The organism is Bacillus sp. AFS017336 (assembly GCF_002555445.1).
In the GTDB taxonomy this organism is placed as follows: Bacteria; Bacillota; Bacilli; order Bacillales; family Bacillaceae_G; genus Gottfriedia.
Genome location: NZ_NUCO01000042.1, coordinates 24756 through 50087, shown reverse-complemented (window position 1 = coordinate 50087; position 25332 = coordinate 24756). Strand labels below are relative to the sequence as shown.

At 35.9% G+C, this 25332-nt stretch carries 18 protein-coding genes; 15 read left to right on the top strand and 3 right to left on the bottom strand.

The window, feature by feature from the left end; all coding sequences use genetic code 11:
- Position 1 precedes the first annotated feature (1 nt).
- From CN601_RS21370 to CN601_RS21360, 3 genes are all read left to right on the top strand, one after another.
- A complete protein-coding gene (locus tag CN601_RS21370; protein ID WP_098172288.1) occupies positions 2 to 313 on the top strand; it encodes a PTS lactose/cellobiose transporter subunit IIA in 312 nt (103 codons plus the stop codon).
- Positions 313 to 1629 (top strand): 6-phospho-beta-glucosidase, encoded by a 1317-nt coding sequence (locus CN601_RS21365; protein ID WP_098172287.1) that lies wholly within the window; start codon positions 313 to 315, stop codon positions 1627 to 1629. The genes CN601_RS21370 and CN601_RS21365 overlap by 1 nt, the downstream gene beginning before the upstream one ends.
- 605 nt (positions 1630 to 2234) lie before the next feature.
- A complete protein-coding gene (locus CN601_RS21360) occupies positions 2235 to 7049 on the top strand; it encodes a S8 family serine peptidase (protein WP_098172286.1) in 4815 nt (1604 codons plus the stop codon).
- A gap of 851 nt (positions 7050 to 7900) precedes the next feature.
- Here CN601_RS21360 and CN601_RS21355 read toward each other — a convergent pair.
- Positions 7901 to 9319: an amino acid permease gene (locus CN601_RS21355; RefSeq protein ID WP_098172285.1), complete on the bottom strand. Its 1419-nt coding sequence runs from the start codon at positions 9317 to 9319 to the stop codon at positions 7901 to 7903.
- Between the two features lie 651 nt (positions 9320 to 9970).
- Here CN601_RS21355 and CN601_RS21350 point away from each other — a divergent pair.
- The gene (locus tag CN601_RS21350) at positions 9971 to 11242 is read left to right on the top strand and encodes an efflux RND transporter periplasmic adaptor subunit (RefSeq protein ID WP_098172284.1); all 1272 of its coding nucleotides are present in this window, start codon (positions 9971 to 9973) and stop codon (positions 11240 to 11242) included.
- A 186-nt stretch (positions 11243 to 11428) separates the two neighbouring features.
- Here CN601_RS21350 and CN601_RS21345 read toward each other — a convergent pair whose 3' ends face one another.
- The gene (locus tag CN601_RS21345) at positions 11429 to 11641 is read right to left on the bottom strand and encodes a DUF6199 family natural product biosynthesis protein (RefSeq protein ID WP_098172283.1); all 213 of its coding nucleotides are present in this window, start codon (positions 11639 to 11641) and stop codon (positions 11429 to 11431) included.
- An 878-nt stretch (positions 11642 to 12519) separates the two neighbouring features.
- Positions 12520 to 13812, bottom strand: a complete 1293-nt coding sequence (locus tag CN601_RS21340) for an MFS transporter (RefSeq protein ID WP_098118107.1) — start codon at positions 13810 to 13812, stop codon at positions 12520 to 12522.
- 462 nt (positions 13813 to 14274) lie between these two features.
- On the opposite strand from CN601_RS21340, the gene CN601_RS21335 reads away from it, so the two are divergent.
- From CN601_RS21335 to CN601_RS21285, 11 genes are all read left to right on the top strand, one after another.
- The gene (locus tag CN601_RS21335; protein WP_098172282.1) at positions 14275 to 15078 is read left to right on the top strand and encodes an alpha/beta fold hydrolase; all 804 of its coding nucleotides are present in this window, start codon (positions 14275 to 14277) and stop codon (positions 15076 to 15078) included.
- Between the two features lie 52 nt (positions 15079 to 15130).
- Complete coding sequence (locus tag CN601_RS21330; protein WP_098172281.1) at positions 15131 to 15925, top strand: IclR family transcriptional regulator; 795 nt, start codon at positions 15131 to 15133, stop codon at positions 15923 to 15925.
- Positions 15926 to 16203: 278 nt separating this feature from the next.
- Positions 16204 to 16737 (top strand): cupin domain-containing protein, encoded by a 534-nt coding sequence (locus CN601_RS21325; RefSeq protein ID WP_098118104.1) that lies wholly within the window; start codon positions 16204 to 16206, stop codon positions 16735 to 16737.
- 119 nt (positions 16738 to 16856) lie between these two features.
- Positions 16857 to 17783, top strand: coding sequence for a VOC family protein (locus CN601_RS21320; protein ID WP_098118103.1), 927 nt, complete (start codon positions 16857 to 16859; stop codon positions 17781 to 17783).
- Positions 17784 to 17847: 64 nt separating this feature from the next.
- A complete protein-coding gene (locus CN601_RS21315) occupies positions 17848 to 18639 on the top strand; it encodes an SDR family oxidoreductase (RefSeq protein WP_098118102.1) in 792 nt (263 codons plus the stop codon).
- 31 nt (positions 18640 to 18670) lie between these two features.
- Positions 18671 to 20359, top strand: a complete 1689-nt coding sequence (locus tag CN601_RS21310; protein ID WP_098172280.1) for a thiamine pyrophosphate-binding protein — start codon at positions 18671 to 18673, stop codon at positions 20357 to 20359.
- Positions 20360 to 20371: 12 nt separating this feature from the next.
- Positions 20372 to 21817: an aldehyde dehydrogenase family protein gene (locus tag CN601_RS21305; RefSeq protein WP_098118100.1), complete on the top strand. Its 1446-nt coding sequence runs from the start codon at positions 20372 to 20374 to the stop codon at positions 21815 to 21817.
- A gap of 15 nt (positions 21818 to 21832) precedes the next feature.
- Positions 21833 to 22615 carry an aspartate dehydrogenase gene (nadX, locus tag CN601_RS21300; RefSeq protein WP_098172279.1) on the top strand — a complete coding sequence of 261 codons (783 nt, stop codon included), beginning with the start codon at positions 21833 to 21835 and terminating at the stop codon, positions 22613 to 22615.
- A gap of 26 nt (positions 22616 to 22641) precedes the next feature.
- Complete coding sequence (locus CN601_RS21295; RefSeq protein ID WP_098172278.1) at positions 22642 to 23943, top strand: aromatic ring-hydroxylating oxygenase subunit alpha; 1302 nt, start codon at positions 22642 to 22644, stop codon at positions 23941 to 23943.
- A gap of 20 nt (positions 23944 to 23963) precedes the next feature.
- Positions 23964 to 24473: an aromatic-ring-hydroxylating dioxygenase subunit beta gene (locus CN601_RS21290; RefSeq protein WP_098172277.1), complete on the top strand. Its 510-nt coding sequence runs from the start codon at positions 23964 to 23966 to the stop codon at positions 24471 to 24473.
- 16 nt (positions 24474 to 24489) lie between these two features.
- Entirely contained in the window at positions 24490 to 25272 is a 783-nt protein-coding gene (locus CN601_RS21285; protein WP_098118096.1) for an SDR family NAD(P)-dependent oxidoreductase, read from the top strand.
- Positions 25273 to 25332: the final 60 nt, after the last annotated feature.

The following is a 25332-nucleotide window of genomic DNA, read 5'->3' as shown; positions in this document are numbered from 1 at the left end:
TATGATTAAAAATGAAACGGAAATTTTCACACTGATCTTACATGGTGGTAACGGCCGAAGTGCAGCAATGGAAGCTATTAAAGCAGCAAAGAAAAAAGACTTCGTATTAGCACATAAGAAATTGCAAGAAGCGGGTGATGCTTTAAATGAAGCACATCACATTCAAACAACCCTTATTCAATCCGAGATTGGTGGCACTCCAACGGAAATTTCACTTTTAATGATTCACGCACAAGATCACTTAATGAATGCAATGACCGTAAAAGACATGGCAAAAGAGTTCGTTGACTTGTATGAAGGGGGTCTAAAGTAGTGTCTAAGAAACTTAAAATTGTTACAATAGGCGGGGGTTCAAGCTACACGCCAGAACTGGTTGAAGGTATTATTAACCGCTATGAACAAATACCAGTTTCAGAACTTTGGCTTGTTGACGTAGAAGCAGGTCGTGAAAAATTAGAAACAGTTGGTGCTTTAGCAAAACGTATGGTCAAAAAGGCCGGAGTTCCAATGGAAATTCATCTTTCTTATAATCGTCGTGAGGCTTTGAAGGATGCTGATTTTGTTACAACACAGCTTCGCGTTGGACAACTAGCTGCTCGTGCTCTTGATGAAAGAATTCCTCTTAAACATGGTGTAATTGGTCAAGAGACAAATGGGGCAGGCGGATTGTTTAAAGCACTACGTACAATTCCAGTTATTTTAGATATTTGTAATGAAGTTGAAGAGCTATGCCCGAATGCTTGGATACTAAACTTTACAAACCCTGCAGGCATGGTGACTGAGGCGGCATTAAGATATTCAAATATTAAAAGATTTATAGGTCTTTGTAATATACCGATCGGAATGGAAATGGGTATTGCAAAACTTTTAAACGTAGATCACTCACGCGTACGAATTGATTTTGCAGGCCTAAATCATATGGTATTTGGAGTAGAGGTTTATTTAGATGGAGTTAGTGTAAAAGAGCAAGTACTTGAAATGATTATGGACCCAGCTAATGCAAGCTTTGTAAAAAATATAGATGCAGAAGAGTGGGCACCTGAATTCCTTAAAGCAATTAATATCATTCCTTGTTCATATCACCACTACTACTACAAAACATCTGAGATGCTAGAAAGAGCATTAAAAGACTTTGAGTCGAACGAAACACGCGCAGAAGTCGTGCAAAAAATTGAAGCATCTCTTTTTGAAAAGTATAAAGATGAAGCGCTAGATGTAAAACCACCGGAGTTAGAAGAACGTGGTGGAGCTTACTATTCTGATGCGGCATGTCGATTAATCTCATCGATTTATAATGATACAAGAGATATTCAACCATTGAATACGGTGAATAAAGGAGCAATTTCAGGCTTACCATATGATAGTGCTGTAGAAGTAAGTTGTGTGATCACGAAAGATGGACCAGTTCCATTAACAATGGGAGAATTACCAGTTCCTGTTCGAGGTTTAATTCAAACGATTAAATCGTTTGAACAAACGGCAATTGAGGCTGCTGTAGAAGGTAATCGTGAAAAAGCAATTCTTGCTTTAACGATTAATCCACTTGTAGCGAATGATAAACTTGCTGTAGCAATTGTAGACGAGATGCTTGAAGCACATAAACAATATTTACCTAAGTTCTTTAAATAAAACAAATGTCTTAAGGTGGCGACCATCATGTGGTGCTGCCTTTTTTATTTAGAGATACTATCTACTCATTTCCTCAAAATGCACTACATACTTTTTATTCAGAAGTTTAATAGTTTGTTTTCTAAAAAGTCTCGAAGGGGTTCGTTTGAGTTTTAAACATTCTGTGAATATTTATCTATAAGAATTCTGAATATAGAACTTTAAATCTATAGAAATAAGCTAAAAACGCTAATTTAATACAAAATTTTACAAAATCTTATTAAAAATAATAAAAAATTTAAAAAAATTAAAAAAATTAGGAATTTTATAAAGGAATTTCGACTCAAAAAAAGAATTATTTAAATTATCTATTATTTACTTAAAGACTTTATTAAAGAATTATTAAAAAAGTGTGGGTATTAATAGGAACAGTATAGATGAAGGGAGATATTAAGGGGTAAATCTGGAAAAAAATGTTAGGGGTATTTTGACACGTTCTTTATAGAGAAACGATTCTATGAATTTGTCGAGATTCCTCGAATTAGCGCACAAAACAGGGGAAGTTTTTGTACTAATCTATTTTATTATTCATTTAAAAATTATATTTTTCGAGAGGAAATTGAGAAATGACTAACAAAAAGAATCGTAAAGTAACGACATATGCTTTAGCATCTGCACTTGCTCTTTCTAATTTAGCTTTTGTTGCACCAACGTCAGCTGCTTCTTACCGCCCTGGTGATTTGCAGTCAAAATTAGATCAACTTAGACAACTAGATTCAAAGAATCTAAATACAAAGAATAATAGTAACGTAGCTGAAACTGCTGATCGTGCTAATTTAAAAGCTTCAGATAAAGTGCGCGTTATCGTTGAAGTTGATGGACAATCTCCAGTTGAATATGCAACTAAACAAGGTAAATTATTTAAAGACTTATCTGCAAGTCAAAAATCTAGTCTTTATGCTACAGTAGAAAGCCAACAAAACTCAGTAAAATCAAATTTACAATCAAAAGGAATTAGCATTAGCTATAAGAAACAATTCTCAACTGCATTTAACGGTTTCAGTGGTGTAGTTGAATACGGTGACGTAGCTAAAATTGAAGCTACTTCAGGTGTAAAAAATGTTTATTTAGCGAACGAATACAATCGTCCTACTGCAGAGCCTTCTACGCCAGATATGACGAAGAGTCATCAATTTATCCAGTCTAAGGAAACTTGGAAAGACACTGGATATGACGGTAAAGGGATGGTTATCTCAATTATCGATACAGGTATTGATCCTACTCACCGCGACTTTAAGTTAACTGACCCTTCAAAAGAGGACTTAACGAAAGACTCAGTAGCTCAGCTTGTAAAAGATAAAGGACTTCCAGGTAAATTCTACACTGACAAAGTTCCTTATGGTTATAACTATTATGACCAAAACAGCATTGTAACAGACCTTGGACCAGGGGCTTCAATGCACGGTATGCACGTAGCAGGTATTACAGCTGCTAACGGTGACGAAGCAAATGGTGGTATTAAAGGGGTTGCACCGGAAGCGCAAGTTCTTGCGATGAAGGTATTCAGTAATGACCCAAGTTACCCATCTACATGGTCAGATATTTATCTTGCAGCAATCGATGATTCTATTAAACTAGGTGCTGATGTATTAAACATGAGTCTTGGTTCAGTAGCGTCTTCTTATGAGCCAAATAGTGCAGAGGATCTTGCGATTACTCGTGCAGTTGACAACGGTATTGTATGTGCTGTTTCTTCTGGTAACTCAAATCATATTGGTTACGGATGGGATAATCCATTGTCACAAAATCCTGATATCGGTGTAACAGGTGCGCCTGGTCTTAACAAAGATACAATTTCAGTAGCTGCTTCTGGAAATGAAGCTTATCTATATGAAAATGCGATCACTGTTGATGGAAATAATAGTTTAAGTGTCCTAGGAAAAGGTATTGATGGTTGGAAAGATCTATCAGATAAATTTGGTGGAAATATTCCAGTTGTAAACCTAGGTAAAAACGGTGATGGAAGCTACAAATTAGGTGGACCAGATGATTATAAAGGTGTAGATGTTAAAGGGAAAATAGTATTAGTGGCGCGTGGTTCATATACTTTTGCAGATAAGACGAAGTATGCTGCTCAAGCGGGTGCTGCTGGTATTATCGTATGGAATGCGACAAACGGAGTTCAATATGCTGACCAAGGCGGTTGGGATGTTCCAATCATGCTTGTTAACTCTTATGCAGATGGAGTAGCATTAGCGAACGCAATTAATGGTTCAGGAACAATCCATGTTAACCAAACAGCTAAAAATGAAAGTCCTGAAATGGGCCGTATGACAAGCTTTACTTCATGGGGTGTTACACCAAGTCTTGAGTTAAAACCTGAAATCACTGCTCCAGGTGGAAATATTTACTCAACTGTTAATAACAACCAATATGAAGTAATGAGTGGTACTTCAATGGCAGCTCCACACGTAGCTGGTGGTTCTGCATTAGTACAAGAGTACTTAAAAAATGATACACGCTTTAGCTCTTTAAGTGTTAGCGAGCGTACTCATTTAGCAAAAGTATTATTAATGAATACAGCTAAAGTTATAAACGATTTAGATGGTCATCCGTACTCTCCACGCCGTCAAGGTGCTGGTATGATGCAAATCGAAAATGCAGTTAAAACACCAGTTTATTTCTATAATAAGTCAACAGGTGAAGCAAAGTACGAATTGAAAGATTTCCAATCTAAACAAGTTTCAATGACTTTCACTGCTAAAAATATTTCTGATAAAGATGCATTCTACAAAGTAGATACAACTGCACTAACTGATGAATTTGATCAAGTTACTGGCGTTGATCGTAATAAACTTCAAACGGGTAAACTTGATGGAGTTAAAATCGATGCACCTGATACAGTTATGGTACCTGCAGGGAAGTCAGTTGATTTCACTGTAAAAGTTGATTTAACGAATGCAACTATTCCAGGATTCGATAAAGATGGTAAACCAGCTACTAAAGCTCTTCATGACAATATTTTTGTTGAAGGTTCAGTAAATCTTATCGGTACAGTTGGAAATCCAAACTTAACGGCTCCATACGTAGGCTACTACGGTGAGTGGGATAAACTGCCAATCGTTGATGGAACGAAAGATCTTGGTGAAACACGTTATTTCAATTTACAAAAGCTTTATGGTTCAGGCGCTCATGATATGACACGTGATGGTGATAATTACTTCTACAATTCTGTTCCTGGTAAAAACTTCTATGCGTTATCACCAAACACAGATGGATTCGCTGACGATATCAATGCACTTCCATCATTCTTAAGAAATGCTTCAGAAGTACAATATAACATCCTTGATAACAACGGCAAATTCCTTCGTCGTTTATCTGCTCAATCAGATGTTACTAAAAATGCTTATGATAATGGTAAAGGCCAGATCATGAAGGATAGTGAGTCAACTATTTGGGATGGTAAAGTAAACGGTCAAGTAGTTCCTGACGGTTTATATAAATATGAGATTAAATCTGTAATTGGCTATAAAGATGCAGAGTGGCAATCTAAGACAATCCCTGTTTACGTTGATACTCACGCTCCAAGTATTAAAGCAACTTACGATCCAGATAAAAAAGTTGTAACTTGGGAAGGTTCAGATGATGGAACTGGAGTTCAAGTTTATGGTGTCTTTGTAAATGGAACTCTTCAAGGAACAACTGACTCTACAAAATCATCATTTGATTTATCGACAGCTCCTGATAAATCAGTAGTTGAAGTAGTTGCAATGGACTACGCAGGTAATGCAGCAGAAGATACTGCGGCAATTGGTGACGTAGATCTTCCATTAGTGTACATTACTGACGGTACATCAGATGGTAAAGGCGGTTATGTTCCAAATTCTCCAGAACCATGGGGAGCATATAGTGACAATAAAGTTCCAGTTAAAGGTTTCGTAACAGATGAAATTGGTATTAAAGCAGTTAAAGTTAATGGAAAAGAAGTTCCAGTTACTTATGATGCGAAGACTGACCACTACAACTATTCAACAACTGTAACGTTTGACCAAGATGGTCCTTACACTGTACAAGTTGAAGCAACAGACTTTGCGAATAAGAGCTTCTCAGTTGCTCGTCACGTTTATATTGATACACATGCAGCAGAAATCACTACAGATGCACCTGCTCGCGTTGATAAAAACGTAGATCAAGTGTCATTCAATGTAAACTTAAAAGATAACTATAGCTACTTAAACTTCTACGTTGGTGAAAACCACGAATTTGAAGTACCATTAATTAGCCCAGTGGATGTTGTTAAACCACTAAATAAAGATTACAAAGTAACTGTTCCTTTAAAAGAGGGAGAAAACAAAATTACGTTAAGAGCGACTGACCTTGCTGGTAATGAAACAGTGAAGGAAGTAGTAATTAATCGTGCAGATGCTCCAAAAACAACTGGTTGGGTAGTTAATGACGATAATAAAGTTTACTACTACGACGAAGATGGTAAAATGCACAAAGGCTTCTTAGAGCTAAAACAAACAGAAGACGATTACACTTGGGTATCTACTTACTACTTCGACCCATCTACTGGTGTAATGAAAACTGGTTGGTTAGATTTAAGTGGAAAACGCTATTACTTTGACGAAGGCGGTTCAATGGCAACAGACATCACGTTTGTTCCAGAAAACAATACGTACTTCTACTTTGATTCAAAAGGTGTAGCGCAATCTGGTATCTTCAACTTATACGGTGATAAAGCATACTTTGATGCAAAATCAGGTTTATTACGCAAAGCTTGGAAACAAGTTGGTTCTAAAATGGTTTATGCAGACAAAGATGGTACTTTACACATTGGTTGGTTAAACAATAGTGGCAAGTGGTACTACTTTAATAAAGATGGCTACATGCAAACTGGTTGGTTAAACGATGGTAAAGACACTTACTATTTAAACAGTAAAGGTGAAAAAGTTACTGGCTGGAATGTAATCTCAGGAAAAACTTACTACTTCAATTCAACTGGTGTGAAAGCAAAAGCTGGTTGGTTATCAGTAAGTGGCAAGAAGTATTACTTAAACAGCGACGGTTCAAGATTCAGCAATGGCTGGAAATCAATTAGTGGCAAATACTACTACTTCGATAAATCTGGCGTAATGAAAACAGGTTGGTTAACAGTAAGTGGTAAGAAATATTACTTAAACAGCGATGGTTCACGATTCAGCAATGGCTGGAAATCAATTAGTGGCAAATACTACTACTTCGATAAAAACGGTGTAGTAAAAACTGGTTGGTTAACAGTAAGTGGTAAAAAATACTACTTAAACAGCGATGGATCAAGATTTAACAATGGCTGGAAAAAAATAAGTGGTAAATATTATTACTTCAACAAATCAGGCGTAATGGCTGTAAATACTAAAGTTGGTAAATATAAAGTTGGAAAAGACGGAGCTAGAAAATAAGCTTTGAACTTTGAATACTCGAAGTTTTACCAATAATAGATAATCCAAGAGCATGTATCTGGTACAATACCGGGTGCATGCTTTTTTTATTTGAGCGAGGAATAAGTCGTTTGAAGCACAGAAAAACCACGAGGGAATAAATCTCCTTGTGGTTTTAGTGTGTTTAAAGAAAACCTAGGTAATATTGAAAAAAGAATTGAAGTTACTAGTGATCGATTCACGCGATCGTAAATTACAGTGAATATGAAAAATGGTTACTCAGGTAAGGCCATGAGTACGTAAAAAGGTGGAAATATGAAAAATGGTTACTCATAGAGTGTTCATGAGTAAGTAAAAGAGGAGAAATCTACGAAAGTGTTACTCATAGAGTGTTCATGAGTAAGTAGAAGAGCAAAAATCTATAAAAGTGTTACTCATAGAGTGCTCATGAGTAAGTAAAAGAGCAGAAATCTACGAAAGTGTTACTCATAGAGTGTTCATGAGTAAGTAAAAGAGGAGAAATCTACGAAAGTGTTACTCATAAATGGTTCATGAGTAAGTAAAAGAGGAGAAATCTATAAAAGTGTTACTCATAGAGTGTTCATGAGGAAGTAAAAAGGTAGAAAAATGAAAAACAGTTACTCATAAAGGGTTCATGAGTAAGTAATAGAGCAGAAATCTATAAAAGTGTTACTCATAGAAGGTTCATGAGTAAGTAAAAGAGTAGAAATCTACGAAAGTGTTACTCATAAAGGGTTCATGAGTAAGTAAAAAGGTAAAAATATAAAAAATAGTTACTCATAGAAAGCATAAAACCACGAGGGAATTAATCTCCTCGTGGTTTTCATTCGTTATAAGCTTTTGAAATAAATTTAGCTTATTTTAGTTTTATGATCTTGTTGATCCTTCCCTAAAACACTTCTCTTCTTACCATATAACGCGTAAACAATAAGTCCGATCACCATCCATACGATAAATCTAATAAATGTAATCTTTGGAAGACTAGCAATTAAATATGCCGAGAACCCGATACCGATTAGTGGGATAATTGGAACTAATGGTGTTTTGAATCCTCTTTTTAAATCAGGACGTTTTACACGTAATACAATAATTGAAGAACAAATTAAGATAAATGCTGTTAATGTACCGATATTAACTAACTCAGCTACTTCATTGATTGGAGTAAAGCCTGCTACAAATGCAGTAATTAACCCAATTAGTAAAGTAGGACGATAAGGTGTTTTATATTTTGGATGTAACTTTGTAAACCATTTTGGTAATAAACCATCACGACTCATTGAGAACCAAATTCGTGATCCGGCAAGCATAAATGAGAACAATACTGATAGAATCCCTGTAATTGCAGCGGCAGAGATAATTAGAGTAATCCATTTCATGCCAATATTACTAAATGCTTTTGCTACAGGTGCTGCGTTATTAAGTGTTTCATATGGAGCCATTCCTGTAATAATAAGTGACATTGCAACATACAAGCATAAAGCAACGCCTAACGATATGATGACTGCTAGTGGTAAATCACGTTGCGGTCTTTTTGCTTCCTCTGCTGCTGTAGTTAGCGTGTCATAACCGAATACAGCAAAGAATACTAGAGCTGCTCCACTCATTACGCCATGGAAACCAAAAGGCATGAATGGGTGCCAGTTAGCAGTATTGATATGAAAGCTTCCTACGCCAATAACTAAAAGAATAATACCTAATTTAATGATAACCATTAATGAATTAAATTTTGAACCCATTTCGGTTCCTAATGTAAGTAAGCCTGCAATACCAAAACTAACTAAAACTGCTATTAAGTCGACTTTGTGACCTGCTCCAGAACCAGGAGCACCTTGTGCCCATACAGGAATGTGAACACCTATTTGTAATAAAAACTCCTGCATATAGCCTGACCAACCAATCGCGACTACAGCGACAACTAGTGCATACTCAAGTAACAAATCCCATCCAATTAGCCATGCGGTTCCTTCTCCCAAAACAGCATAACTATAAGTATAGGCACTTCCAGCCACCGGTATTAAACCAGCAAATTCTGCATAACACAATGCTGCTGCAGCGCTAGCTAATCCTGCAATAATAAAAGACAAAAGTACTGCTGGACCAGCATGTTTAGATGCTGCCACACCAGTTAATACGAAGATACCAACACCTATAATACCTCCTAAACCAATGGCAGTCAGTTGCCATAAGCCTAAAACGCGATTAAGTCCAGTGTTTTTTGCCCCATCCAGTTGAAGCTGTTCAATAGACTTTTTCCTAAAAAATGCATTCATTCATGACTCCCCCTTTTTGTGAATAATCTGTATTTTTTGTAAATAACTGCGCGTAAAACAAAATTGTGTGCAGTAATTAATAAATTTGAAGCGGGAGAGTTTAACTAATTCCCAAATTCATTGATAGAGATAAATACTTTAGAATACTAGTAATCTATTTCTTGTTAAAAACTTTTTAATTATATTGGAAAAATTATCCTATTACCTGAGGATTTATTTCGTATTGTAACATAGTTCAATAATACTACGCAATAATAGTATGAATCTTTTAAATATTGTATTTTTGTTTGAGCGTATATTATTTCTTACTTTTCCGATTAAAATGTATGCTGAAATACATAGGTGTATCAAGGGGGAATGCGACTTTTTAATTAGATGTCTCTAAACTTATTTTTCTTCTAAAATTTGAGATAAAAAAATATAAATAATTTTTCAGTTATATTAATTTAAATATTCTGAAATATCAAATAAATAAGTAAACTGAGCGAATATACCTATTAAAATGAACAAAATGGCAATAATAAGTGATTATTAAAAAAAACATATTAAATATTTATCATTTTCTAAAAAATCTCCTTGAAACACCATATAAAAAAATAGACAATAGACTATGGAGAAGTAGTTTTTTTGTAATGAGGAAGGGGTATAGTTATGGAATCGGCGAAAAGAATTGACGAGGAAAAAGAACAAGTAAAAATAATTACACCAAACCAGAAGAAGTATATTTTAATAGGAGTCATTGTTCTTTTAATCGTTTCCGTGATTCTTAGCGTAACAGTAGTTGAAGTTAGAAAAAGTAAATCAGAAACATTACAGTTTATCAGTCCAGCAGTTAAAAGTTTTACAAAGACTGAAACTGTGTCCGGTCGCGTAGTTCAAAGTCATACTGATACAATTTATGTAAATCCAGCTAAAGGATCTATAAATGAAATTTTCGTAAAAGAGGGAGACACAGTCACTAAAGGACAAAAACTTTTTTCTTATGAAAATACTACTCTAGCAGCTGAACTTGGACAAGCTGAAGTTAATAAGAAACTAGCAGAAACTAGCGTTACTCAGAAAAAAGAACAAGTTTCTTCGCTAGAACAAGACATTCAAAGCGCAAGCACGGAGACTGAGTCTAATACAACTGATGAAAATAAAACAACAGATAAAGCAACAGATAAAACTGAGACTACAACTAATGTAGCAATAATTCAAACACTTCAAGCTGAATTAAATACTGCGAAAGAAGAATTAAATGCAGCAGAATTAAAAGTAGAACAATACACACTTGAAGCTGAAAAATTAAAAGCACAACAAGAAGCATTAACTGTTAAAAGCAATAATGAAGGTGTCGTACTTAACTTGAACAAAGACATTGGCCAAGGCTTTAAAGCAACAGACAAGCAACAAATTTCAATTATGCAAATTGCTTCAAATGAACCTTTCCAAATTGAAGGAAAACTAACAGAAGAAGAAAAATCAAAAATTGAACCAGGTCAAGCGATTAAAGTTACTTCAAACATTGTTGGAAATACGAACTGGAAAGGAAGTATTTCAGAGGTTAGTAACTATCCTATGAAGAATACATCCACTGATCAAGAAAAGGACTCAAAAAAAGAATCTGATGCATACTACACTTTTAGAGCAACTTTAGATTCACAAGAAAAACTATATCCTGGCTACGAAACAAATCTTAACGTTGTAGTAGAGTCAAAAGATTTATTATCAGTACCTGCAACAAGTGTTAAGGGATCAGGGAAATCAAAATACGTGTACCTGCTTAAAAAAGGTAAAATAGTTAAACAAAATGTCAAGATTGGCCAAAAACAAGGAAAATATGTTGCTATCCTTAAAGGAGTAAAGGAAGGGGATAAAATAGGTAAAAATCCTTCCTGGACTGTCCGCGCTGGAACTAAGATTGATTTAGATAAAAAATAGAAGAGACTATTACTTTAGGGAATAAATTATCTGCTAAGGAACAGATGGTGTGTGGTCGGAATATTGGGAGTCGGGATTTAAGTTTCCAATGAACCCCTTACGTTCACCGTAGTTTAGAGCAAATTAATAAACAGCGGCTGTCTAAATGATGGTCGCTGTTTTTATTTACTTAAAAATGATTTTGTTTTAACTATAGATAATTAATCCAATAAACAAAAAAAGAGTCATTATTAATAAGACTATTCCACCAAAACGTGTACTACTTAAATACAAATCAGATGGTTCTGAACCAACTGAAGATTTCCAACTTTCGGTAATGAACCAAACTACATCAGGTTTAAAAATTAGTAGTCCTGCAAGTAAAAGCAGAAAGATACCTCCGAATATCGCCTCAAGCATATAAGAACCCTCCTAAGCGAATTTATTCTTTAATGAACCTGAGATGGGAATAAAGTGTTTAGTAAGTATTGAGCATACGATCCCGACCTATCAATTAATGATTGTTAAAGGTTTAATTAGAAGTTATTTAGAAAATTTTAACAATTATTTATAATTTAATTTTATCATTTAAAGGGAAAGTTCGACATGTTTTTGTTCTTTATTAAGAAAAAAATAAGGGGAAGATTAAACTATTTTTCTATTCTAATAGTAATAATTTGAGTGAAATGTCTCTTTATATTGATTGGGTAAAATAAGAATTGAGGGATTGCATATTAGAGATCTAATAGTGCAATTAAATAGGATGAAGTTGCAAATAAAATAGCCAACTGCAAATAAATTTGATGAATCGCAAATAAAATCTGAGAATCGCAAATAAATTTCAAGAATCGCAAATAAAATCGTGGAATCGCAAATAAATTTCAAGAATCACAATTAAAATCTAAAGAATCGCAATTAAGATAAAAAAGTACCCATACCGGTTAGGGTATATTGACGTCATAATTATATAAAATCATATTATTTTAAAGGGAAAGCTAGCAAGTTACTCATATTTCTTTTTAAATCGAACAAAAAAACGATGAAATCGGCTAGTTATCTATAAAAATAGGTCGTAATATCAATTACAAATGAAAATCAACACCGCGATACCCCTCTACTAATAGTTTAAGCATTAAAAATTCTCCAACGATGTTTAAAAACCACTCGAATACTCCGCAAAAAATCATTTATTCTACAAATAGAAAAAGAGGCACAGATCCGTCAGTTCCCCAAACTGATGAAACAGCCTCTTTTACTAGTAGAACAATAAGTAAAGCGTTTTCAAAAAACTGAAAAAATTAAGCGTTTATTTTCTGTGGAGGAAGTGGAACAGCACGTAATTCAGTTGCTTCTTCTTTAATAGAAAATGAATATGCAATCAAACCTAGAAGAGCTGTGATAATTAACATGAAAATTGAAGTAGTGAAGCTACCACCTGATGAATCGCGTAACCATCCCATGATATAGCTAGAAAATCCACCCATTAAGTTTGTAAATCCGATTAAACCTGCTGCGCGACCAGCGGTTTCTTGTGTTGAATATTTTACTAAGAACATATTACTTAGATGGAAGACGCCACCTTGGCATCCCATTGCTAGCCCCATGCAAACTCCTGCTATTATTGCATTTGGAACAAAGACTGCTGTAGTTAAAAAGATGACCGTCAGTGAAAATAGTATTGCCGCCATTAAGCTTGGGCGTCTTGTTTTATCTGCAAGAAAGCCACATAGGAGAACAAAGCCAAGTGCAAATAACCATGATAGAGAAGTGATGCTTGTCATACCTTCACGCGCAAATCCTTTTGCCTCGATCAAATATGTTGGTAGCCAAATGCTTATTCCGAAGAAAAGGAAAGAGCAGACTAACATGCCAAACCAAACAATCCAGAAGCGATAGTCTTGAATAAAATTTTTATTCTCATTTGAACCTTTTTCTTGTTCTTCAAAATCAACTGGACGTCGGATTAAAGCCAGTTCTTCATTACTAACCCACTGATGTTCTTCAGGTGTATTTCTTGTAAGAAAAATAAACATAGGTATATTAATGACTAGGTTAAATCCAGCTAGTATAAAGAAAGCTGCATGCCAATGAAGTGATGAAATAACAAGGACTAATATGACTGCGCCAATCGCTGGTCCTAAATAGTTACCTGTAAGCCAAGATGCTTGAGCACGTCCCAATTCGCGTTTGTTGAACCAAGCCGAAATAAATTTTCCCGAAACAGGAATCATCATCCCTTCTGAAAATCCGAGAATAATGCGACTTATAATAAATGCTTCATATGTAGTGGAGAGACCAGACGAAAACATAGTAAGAGACCAAACAAATAATCCAGCTATAGCCGTTTTTCTCGCACCAAATTTATCAATGATGAATCCCCAAAAAAGATTCGAAATTCCATAAGCGATCGTAAAAACAAATGAAAGAAGTCCAATTTTTGCATTTTTGTCAATGCCCGTCATACCAAGTGCTTTTAAGAATCCTGGATCTGTTTGTATGACTGAGATGCCTACCTTATCAATTTGTCCGAAGAACCAAAAGAAAAAGATTGGTAAAGCAATTAAAAACCATCTTTTTTGACTTTTTAGCATTAAAGTTCTCTCTCCTTTAAAATCAGTTAATTTCGTTAAAAATTTGGAAGGAAAAAGCAGAATCAACGTTTACCTAGCAGATTTGAAGTTCAAACAATATGTTTTTGACTTCACGTTTTTATTTTGGCTCAACCTTAATTATCAACTCCTTTTGGTTTTTTGTTTTAAATATAAAACAGTGTTTCATTTTTATGATATGAAACTCTTTTAAAGATAAAATAATTAGAAAAGTTTGTCAATTAAGAATTCATTAAAAATATTTTCCAATTTTTGTATTCAACTAAAATTAAACCAGCTTTTTTCAGATTTGAGAAAAATAGAATTATTGACAATAAATTCTGACAAATCTATAATTCAATTTGAAAAACATGTTTTTTATATGAAACACATTGTTTTTAAATCCTCATGGATTAATCAATTTAGTAGACTTTGTGTAGAGAAAATAGAGCGGAGGTACTGTGGATGCCAATTAGTCATTTAAATGATTTATCAATTCATTATCAAGAGTCAGGTAAGGGACAAGCATTAGTCATACTACATGGATTGGGAAACAATTCTCAGTCATGGAAGCATCAATTAAACCAACTGAGTGAGTATTCTCGAGTGATTGTTTGGGATGCTCCAGGCTATGGTGGGAGTTCCGATTTAAAAGAGGAGTTTCGTGAATTTTCCCAGTTTGCGAATGTCTTAAAAGAATTTTTGGATAGTCTAGGGCTAGAATCTATCAATTTACTAGGCCATTCAATGGGTTCAGCAATTGCAATCGATTTTACGAGCCGTTTTCCGCAGATGGTTAATTCACTAATCATTTCAGACGCAACACGAGGAGCAGTGGGACTAACTAAAGAAGATAATGAACAAAAACTTCAAAATAGATTAAACTCTATTGATCATCTAGAACCAAGTGAACTAGCTAAAAAGAGAGTAAGAGCATTATTATCTCCGAATGCATCGGATGAGGTTGTAAAAGAAGCTGAGCGCATCATGTCACAAGTACGTCCTTCTGGTTATCGCTCCGTTTCCTACTCTTTATCGAACTTAAACCAAATGGAGATTTTATCTTCAATATCTGTCCCAACGCTTGTTATGTGTGGGGAATTAGATCAAGTAACACCAGTAAGTGAATCACAAATATTTCATGAGTTGATTCCAAACTCAGAATTTGCTATCGTTCCGAATACAGGGCATTTATGCTATCAAGAAGACCCTAAACTATTTAATCAATTCGTGGTAGACTTTTTAAAGAAACAACCAAATGGTCAATAATATAAAATAGATTTAATAGTTGCGATAATATGTATTAGGAGAGGTTTGCTCGATGGATAATGTAGAGAAAGAAAAATATAGCGCAAATTCATTAGTAAGAGGTTTAGAAATTATTAAGCTTTTTAATGAGGAACATCCTAGTTTGTCACTTTCTGAGATTGCAAAAAAGCTAGGGGTAAGCAGAACAGTACCTTATCGTCTACTTTATACACTTCAGTCGATTGGATATTTAACACAGGATGAAAATACGAAGCAATATTCGCTAACTCCAAAGGTTCTAGAATTAGGGTTTAGTTATATAAATAGCTTGAAAATACCTGAAATTGCACAACCTTATATGGAGTCATTGCGTGATGAAATCGGAGCATCTTGTCATTTGTCGATCTTAGATGGACATGAAGTTGTTTACGTAGGTAGTGCGCCAGTTAGAGGTGTATCAGCAGTCAATGTGAACATTGGTTTAAGACTACCAGCACATGCAACAGCAAATGGAAAACTACTTCTTGCGTACGAACCAAAAGAAAGTCTTATGCAACTATTCCAAGTTTCAAGTTTAACACCATATACAGATAAAACGTTGACGACTCCTGGTGAGTTTATGGAGCAATTAGAAAATATACGAAAAAATGGCTACTCTATGACTAGTGGGGAGTTCCATCAAGGCATTCATTCGATCGCTGCCCCAATTTACGGTAGAACTGGAAAGGTCTTAGCTGCCCTAAACATCGTAGCAACAGAATTGTCTTATCAGGAAGATTTTATGAATAAAGTTGCATTGCCTAAACTACTAGATGTCTCTGTTTTACTATCAAACTATATGGGTTACAATGGCAGAGTTTCAACTTGAGTCATATCGTTAAAGTTATAAATATGGATTCCTACACAATGGGAATCCATATTTTTTTTGCTCAAAAAACTAGTTATAAACCTTGTAAATACAATATTTTTGTAATGTATTACTTTTGTGACATATCAAAATTTTCTAAAAACTATGTTGACATGAAAGAAATTCCATTCTAAAATTATTTTATAGATAAAACACTGTTTTGTATATGAAACACAATAACTCAAAAATACAAAACATTTTGTTTAAAAAAAGACCAAATCACAGGGAGGATTTTTAAAATGACAAATGAAACTTTTTCAGTTAAAGAATTTGAAAAAAAATATGTGGCTCGCTTAGAAGACCGTACGCTTGATTGGAATGTATTAAAGTTTCAAGAGGAAATTGATCCTAGATATAAACGCGCTCAAATGCGTTATATTGGACGCGGTGCGACAGCGAATAATGACTCAAATGTAGTTGCAGCAGAACATTTTACATTAAGTACAATGGTTCTACCTCCTGGCTGCATTGGACCTTTACATCTTCACGATGATGTAGAAGAAGTGTTCTTCATTCTTGAAGGAGAGGTTACAGCTTTAATTCAAGAAGTTGGTAAAGACGTAGTACATGAAATTAAATTAAATGCTAGAGATTGCATCAGTTCACCTCCTGGAGTTCATCGTGGCATTCGAAATGATGGAGATACTGAAGCTCGTATGTTAGTTATGCTTGGTGCAGTAAAACCAAACCTTCCAACATATCCAGAAGGTAGCGCTCTTGAAGATCTTCGTAAACAACGTGCTAAAGAAAGAGAAGCAATCATCAAAGGTTAATTAAAAGAATTAAAAAAGGGTCAGCTGCATTTTGGATAAATTGCAGCTGCCTTTTTCAATAGAGTAGAAAAGAAAGCGCTTAATATAGATCGTTATCAAATTAGTGGGAGGGATTGTTGATGCTAGGAATTACTCATTTAAGGCATATCAGTTTGATCACACCAAACTTTGAGGAACAAGTAAAATTTTACGAAAAAGTTTGGGGTTTAGATCGTGTAGATGCAACAGAAGACAATCATATTGCTTATTTTCGAGGGGCAGGTCCTGAACATCATATTCTAAGCCTTCGAAAAGGAGAAAAAGCTGGTTTACATCATATCGCATTTGGAATGGTTGATAAAAATGCAGTCGATCGTGCAGCGGAAATCTTACATTCAAAAGGTATACATATCATCGAAGAGCCAGGTTATTTAGACGAAGCTGGTGGTGGATACGGACTTCGATTTGTTGATCCGGAAAACCGCGTAATTGAGCTTTCTGCTTGGGTAGAGGTCCAAACGTCCATTTGGAACAATAAAAACGTTGACCCGGTGAAATTAAACCATGTAGTCATGAACACAAAAGATTTAGATATGATCGTCGAGTTTTATACAGATGTACTTGGCTTTAAAGTAACAGACTGGAGCGAGCACCAAATGTCATTCTTAAGGTGCAACCGAAAACATCACTCGATTGCATTCAACCAAGATGCACACGCTTCAGTGAATCATATTGCTTACGAGGTTGATTCGGTGGATGAACTAATGCGCGGCATTAGTAATGTTAGAAAGGCCGGACTAAGTGAGCTATGGGGTCCAGGTCGACATGGTCCTGGTAATAATATCTTCTGTTATTTTCAAGATCTTGGTGGATTTGTCATGGAATACACATGCTATCTTGAGACGATTGAAGATGAGGCTGAATGGAAAGCACGTGTATGGAAACGTGTGCCACATTTAATGGATCAATGGGGAATTGCTGGCCCACCGAAGCCAGAAGCTCGTAAAGCGATGGGCGGAGAACCAGATACCGGTTGGGTCGATACAGAAGTTAAAGTACGTTCATAATTTTAAAATAAGCATTCGGAACTAAAAGCATAAAATGAAGTGGCTATGAAAAGGGGTGACGAGAATGGATTTAGGTTTAAACGGAAAAGTTGCAGTCATTATGGGTGGAACTTCTGGTGTTGGACTAAAGACAGCGGAATTATTTTTAGGTGAAGGCGCTAAAGTAGCGATTTGTGGTAGAAGCAAAGAGCGCGCAGATCAAGCTTTAAATCATTTACTCTCATATGGTGACAGGGAAGATATATTTGCTTCGACTTGTGATGTTACATCAAAAGAAGACGTTAATGCATTTATACAACAAACAGCAGAAAAGTTTGGTGGAATTGATACTTTAGTAAACGCAGCTGGTCAAAGTGTAATGGGGTATTTTTTCGATATTACAGATGAACAGTGGCAAGAACAAATTCAGTTAAAATATTTTGCAATTATTTATGCAGTTCGTGCAGTTCATCCTCATTTAGTGAAAAGAGGAGGAGGACGAATTATTAATATAAATGCAACTCTTGCAAAAGAGCCTGAACGTCATATGGTTGCAACAGCAGCTACTCGTGCAGGACTTTTAAATTTAAGTAAAACATTGTCTCAAGAATTAGCATCAGACAATATTTTAGTAAATTCAGTAAGTCTTGGTTTAATTCGAACAGATCAATGGGAGCGAAGAAGATTGAAAAATGCTCCTGATATGGATCCTGAAGAATATTATAGAGATCTTGCGATAAAACGAAATATTCCACTAGGTCGTGTAGGCGAAGCAGAAGAAGTTGCTAGTGTAATAGTGTTTCTTGCTTCAGACAAAGCGAGCTATGTAGCCGGTTCAACAATTGAAACTGCAGGTGCAATCGGTAAAGCACTTTAAATAATTTATTAGACAAAGGTAGGATACTAAGATGAAAAAACAAGATGAAATCGTATTTACTACTGCGGATGCCGTTGTAAAAGAGCTAGTTCAAGCTGGAGTAGAAATCGCTTTTGGGATTGTAAGTATTCATAATATGCCAATCTATGACGCGATCCTTAGGGATGGGAGTATTAAATTAATTTGTTCACGCGGTGAAAGCGGAGCAGTAAACATGGCAGATGGTTATGCACGTGCGACAGGAAAATTAGGTGTTGTCATTACTAGCACAGGAACAGGAGCAGGAAATGCAGCTGGTTCATTAGTAGAAGCTTGGGCGGCTGGAGTACCTCTTCTTCATCTGACTGGAGAAGTAGCATCACCTTATCTTGGAACTGGTAAAGGATATATACATGAGTGTAAAGACCAATTATCAATGATGAGTGGAGCATGTAAAAATGCTGTAAGGTTGAGAAGACCAGATCAAACAGCAGGAGTAGTAAGAAAAGCAATTGAAGAAGCATTAACTGCGCCAACGGGACCTGTTTCATTAGAAATCCCAATCGATTTTCAATCAGCGATAATCGAGGATGTTTCGATCGAGAAAGTGCAAGTGGAAGTTTATAAGCAGCAATTAACAACTGTTATACCGGAAACAGCAATATCAAAAATTTTGGAAGCACGTCGTCCAGTTATTTGGGCTGGTGGCGGTGTGATTTCTGCTAATGCGTCAAAAGAGTTAACAAATTTAGCAGAAATTCTTGGCGCAGCTGTTATTACTAGTCAGTCAGGAAAAGGCTCGATACCAGAAGATCACGAGCAATGTATCGGTCATTTTGCAGCCAATGAGTCTACTAAAGAGTTTTTGAGAAATGCAGATTTATTAATCAGTGTAGGAGTACGCTTCAGAGGAAACGAAACTTCAAACTGGAAAGTAACTGTCCCTGAAGAACATATTTCGATTGATGCAGATTTTAATGCAATTAATCGTAACTATAAAGCGACAGTTGGTTTAGTTGGAGATGCAAAAGATATCTTGTCTGCTCTAATTAATAAAATCGATGAAAAATCTATTTCGGTTTTACCTTCTTATATAGAGGAAGTACGCGGCTTAAGAAATGAAGTACGAGGACAACTTCGTAAAACACTTGGTCCATTTGAGCAATTTGTAGATGGAATGAGAGAAGTTTTACCGAGAGATACAATTTTAGTTCGAGATGTTACAGTACAGGCAAATGTATGGGGAAGTAGAATATTCGATATTTACGAACCTAGAACATCTATTCACGCATCTGGTGGAGGAATCGGCCAAGGTCTTCCTACTGCTATTGGTGCACAAGTGGGTCGTCCTCATCAAACAGTCGTACTAATGGCCGGTGATGGTGGATTTATGGTTAACGTAGGTGAAATGGTGACTGCAGCTGAAGAAAGTCTACCAATTATTATCGTGTTATTTGATGATTCTGGTTATGGCGTACTTCGAAATATTCAAGAAGCAGCATACGGACGACAAGTAGCAGTGAATTTATTAAGTCCAGATTTTGTAAAACTAGCTGAGTCAATGCATTTTGATGCAGCACGTATTGGTTCAGGAGACGAATTTGTGAATGAAATAAAGAAGGCAACTGAAAGAAGAAGACCAACAATGATCGTTGTCGATATGGAAGCAGTTGGCCCGATGGCAATACCATTCGGTGGACCTCCAGGAGCAGCAGAAAGCTTTAAGCCAAAAAAATTATAAAGGAGATTCAATATGATTTCGACATATCCGGTTGTATCAGGAAGATATCTCATAAATGGTGAATGGAAAGAAATAAATGAAACGGCTAATATTATTAATCCCGCAAATAAGTCGGAAGTAATCGGCACAGTTGCGTTATGTACAGAGGAAATCGTAAATGAAGCTATTGATTCAGCATCGAAAGCATTTGAATCTTGGTCGCAAAGTGAAGTTCAAGATCGTGTAGAAAGAATGAAAAACGCAGCGAAGGAACTTTCTAAAATCATTGAAGAAAATGTTTCGTTATTTGTACGTGAAAATGGAAAAACACTTGTAGAAGCAAAGAAAGACTTATTACGCTGTGTTGAAGTAATGAATGGTGGAGCAGATGAACTACTTAAATGGTGGAATCCAGAGTTACTTCCAGGCAATCAAAAAGTTCAAGTAAGAAGAAGAGCAAGAGGAGTTGCAGCAGTCATTACTCCTTGGAATTCGCCAATGATTTTAACATTTAAGCGTGTAATCCCAGCAGTTTTAGCAGGGAATACAGTTGTTGTAAAACCAGCGACAAATTGTCCACTAACAATTATGACTTGTTTAAAAGTAGTGGCTGAACATTTTCCACCTGGCGTTATTAATATTGTAACAGGTTCAGGAAAAGTGATTGGCGATAAACTTTGTTCTGATTCACGAGTTCGTACAATTGCCTTTGTCGGAAGTACACAGACAGGTAAAGATATTATGAAGAAATCTGCTGGAAATCTTCAAAAAGTCTATATGGAGCTTGGTGGAAATGACCCGGCAATTATTTTAGAGGATGCTAGCTTAGATGACGAAGCGATTACACGATTAAGAATGAGTATTTTACGAGCGGCTGGCCAAGTTTGTTCGGCTATTAAACGTGTATATGTACATGAATCTAGATATGTTGAAGTTGTAAAAAAATTAAAGAAAGAATTTGAGCGAATTGTTGTAGGGGATGGTATTCAACCTGATGTAACAATGGGTCCATTAAATAATAAAGCTCAATATGATTATGTAAATGCATTAATTGAACGTGCTGAAAAAGAAGGCGCAAATGTAATAACAGCCGGAATTCAACTGAATCCTGAAATGTGGGAACAAGGATATTACATCTTACCAACAATCGTAACAGGGGTTGACCAGCAAAGTGAGATCGTTCGTGCAGAGCAATTTGGACCAGTCATTCCTATTTTACCTTTTTCAACGATTGACGAAGCAATCAAACTAGCAAATGATAGTGAATTTGGTTTAAGGGCATCTGTTTGGACTGAGAATGAAGAATTGGCAGTTGAAATGGCAGATCGTTTAGAAGCAGGAGCAGTTTTTCATAATAATCACACCATCTTTAGCGATTTAGCACTGGATTTCCCTGGGTTAAAAGAAAGTGGTGTATCAAGAGAAACAAGACACTGTGGATTGGAATTCTTTGCAGATTCATATGGATTTGCAAATTGAGGATGGTGAATAGACATGAAACTAGGTCTAATCGGGTGTGGTAACATTGGTCAATTTCTTCTTCAAGCAATTAATAAAGACGGCATGTTACCTAGCGGAAAGATTGTTTCAATTTATACACGCTGTGAAGAATCAGCGGTTCAATTGGCTAAAGATTTTGAAACAGAAGCTTTTACAGATGTAGAAGCTCTCCTTCATTCTGATGTAGATTTAGTCATTGAAGCTGCGACAGTTGAAGCGGCAGAGGTGTACGCTATAAAAGTTCTTGAGTCTGGAAAAGATCTATTACTAAGTAGTATTGGCGTAATGGCTGATTCTTCTTTTGAAGACAAAGTTCGAGAGGTTTGTATTCGAAAAGGCGTAAACGTTTACTTACCTTCAGGAGCAATCGGAGGCTTAGATATTTTAAAGTCAGCAAAAGCTGTAAATGGTTTAAACACCGTTTCAATTACAACTAGAAAACCACCTGGAGCATTATCCGGAGAGCCATTAGAAAAAGAAACGATTTTATTTGAAGGTTCTGCAGCTGAAGCGATCAAACTTTACCCGAAAAATATAAATGTAGCAATCGTATTATCATTAGCAGGACTAGGCTCTAACAATACGAAAGTAAAAATCATTGCTGACCCGAGTGTGATAAAAAATAGCCATACAATTGAAGCTTCTGGTGCGTTCGGGAAACTAAAACTTGAGATTGAAAATGATCCAATGCCAAATAATCCTAAAACAAGTTATTTAGCAGCGTTAAGCGTTTTGGCGAAATTACAAAATAAAGATAACTATGTACAAGTCGGGTAATTGAAATATGAAGGGAGAGTGCGAGCGTGATTATAACAGAGAAAACTTTAGATGAATTGTCAAAAGAGCAACTAGTAAATTACGTATCCGAAACGGTCAAACCAGATGAAGGAAGCATCCCTGCATATCTTCTAGGAGACAAAGCAGTTTACGAGTTAGAGCATGAAAAAGTATTTTTAAAAACATGGGTTTTTCTTGGTCATGAATCTGAAGTTCCAAATTCCGGTGACTTTATGACACGTGAACTTGCAGGCTACTCGATCATTATCTCACGAGATAGTAATGGAGAAATCAATGCATTTTACAATATGTGTACTCACCGTGGTATGAAGCTATGTAGAGCTGACAAAGGAAACAAGACTTTATTTACTTGTCCATATCATGGATTTAACTTTAAAAATACAGGCGAACTAGTTGGTGTTCCACTTCAAAAAGATATTTATGGAGATCGACTTGACCGAACTAAAATGGGTCTTCACCAAGTAAAGCTAGAATCATACAAAGGACTTATATTTGGAAATTGGGATGAAAATGCAGAACCTCTTGAAGAGTTCCTCGGTGATTTTAAGTGGTATTTAGATATTGTAGTGGGCCGTGCTGAGATGGAAGTAATTGGAGCTCCGCAACGTTTTATTGTGAAATCAAACTGGAAGGTCGGTTCTGATAACTTTGTAGGTGATTCTTACCATACAATGGTTACTCACGGGTCAATTGCCAAATTAGGTATGGTACCAAATGCAACATACTCGAAGCGTGGTTTCCAAATCCATACGGAAAACGGACACGGATTAAACCTTGGTACACCGAACCCGGACTTTGCTTTCCCTGAAGAATTGAAAGATGAATACAAAAGTAATTTATCAGAGGAACAATATGCAGTGTTATCAAACTTGAAAAATATGATTGGAAATGCATTTCCAAACATGTCATTTTTAATATCTCACACAAAAATTAAGGGCGAATTAATTTCGAATACTTCAATTAGAATGTGGAGACCAATTAGCCACAATAAGATGGAAGTAATTGCGTGGTTACTAGTAGAGAAAAATGCTTCACAGGATTGGAAGAATCGATCAAGAGATTCTTTTATCTTAACATTTAGTCCATCTGGTATTTTTGAACAAGATGATACTGAAGTGTTTACGGACATTACAGAAGCAGCCCAAGGTCCGATGCCATTTCAAAAGAATTTGACTTATAACTATACAATGGGACTACATCGTGAGCCTGTCGACTTTATCGGCCCAGGTGTAGCTTATGACGATAAATTTACAGAAGCAAGCCAACGTAATTTCTATAAGTACTGGCTTGAATTAATGACAAAGTAATAAAGGGGGGAGGAAGGAAAATGAATACTGAAAAATTATTAGCAAAATTAGAGTTTGAACAATGGCTAATTGATGAAGCGCAATTACTTGATGATATTGAATTTGATGATTGGTTTCGCTTAATGCACTCAAATTTAGTCTATCAAATGCCTGTGCGCGTTAATAAAGAAGGAACTGAACGCCCGGATTATTCAACAGAGATGTTTACGTTTAATGATGATATCGAACTATTAAAGCTTCGAGTGGACCGATTGAAAACTGATTATGCATGGGCGGAAATTCCTCCTTCAAGAACCCGCCGTTTTGTAAGCAATGTGAGCGTAAAAGAGCTAGTTAAAGAAGAAAAGGCAGTAGTTAAGAGCTATTTACTTATTTATCGAAGCCGCAGCACAGATATTCATCATGATCTAATTTCAGGAGAACGCAATGACGAGTTTACATATGAAGATGGGAAATGGAAGCTTTCCAAGCGGGTATTTATTGTAGACCAGACAACCATTAATACTAGAAATCTTGCAATCTTTGTTTAATAGAGGAGGCTAAGTTATGTTATTAAAAGATAAAGTTGTGTTAGTTACAGGCGGCGCATCAGGAATAGGTGCAGCTGTTACAAGACGTTTCATTCAAGAAGGAGCAAAGGTAAGTATTATAGGTCGCTCACTTGAAACACTCGAGCAAATGAAAGAAGAATTTAATGATAATCTCCTAATTATTCAAGGTGACGTAAGCAAATACGAAGACAATGAACGAGCTGTAAAAGCTACTGTTGAACAGTTCGGTAAACTAGATGTCTTTATTGCAAATGCTGGCGTTTTCGATGGATTTGCTAAATTTGCAGACGTAACACCTGAGGCTCTTTCAGAAGCATATGATTTTCTTTTAAATATAAATGTAAAAGGATCATTTTTCGGTGCAAAAGCAGCGCTAGAAGAATTACAAAAAACAAACGGTAATATTATTTTCACGGTATCAGGTGCAAGCTTCTACCCAGACGGCGGTGGCGTTTGGTACACGGCAAGTAAGCATGCTCAAATCGGTTTAATGCGTCAACTTGCATTCGAACTAGCACCAGATATTCGAGTAAATGCAGTAGCTCCAGGAGGGACTTTAACAGCACTAACAGTAATCCCACCTTTACGTAATTTTACTAAATCCGTCGATAATGAAACAAAAGCAAGCAATATAAAAAGACGAAATCCACTCCAACTAGCACAAATGCCTGAAGATCATGTTGCAGCATATGTACTTTTAGCTTCAGATCAGTCACGTGCTATTACTGGAGAAGTTATTTCTAGTGACGGTGGATTATCGGTTCGTGGACTTGGTTAAGGGAGAATTTTGAGGTTAAAGATTACTTATAGATGAAGAACCCCCAAAAGGTAATTATAT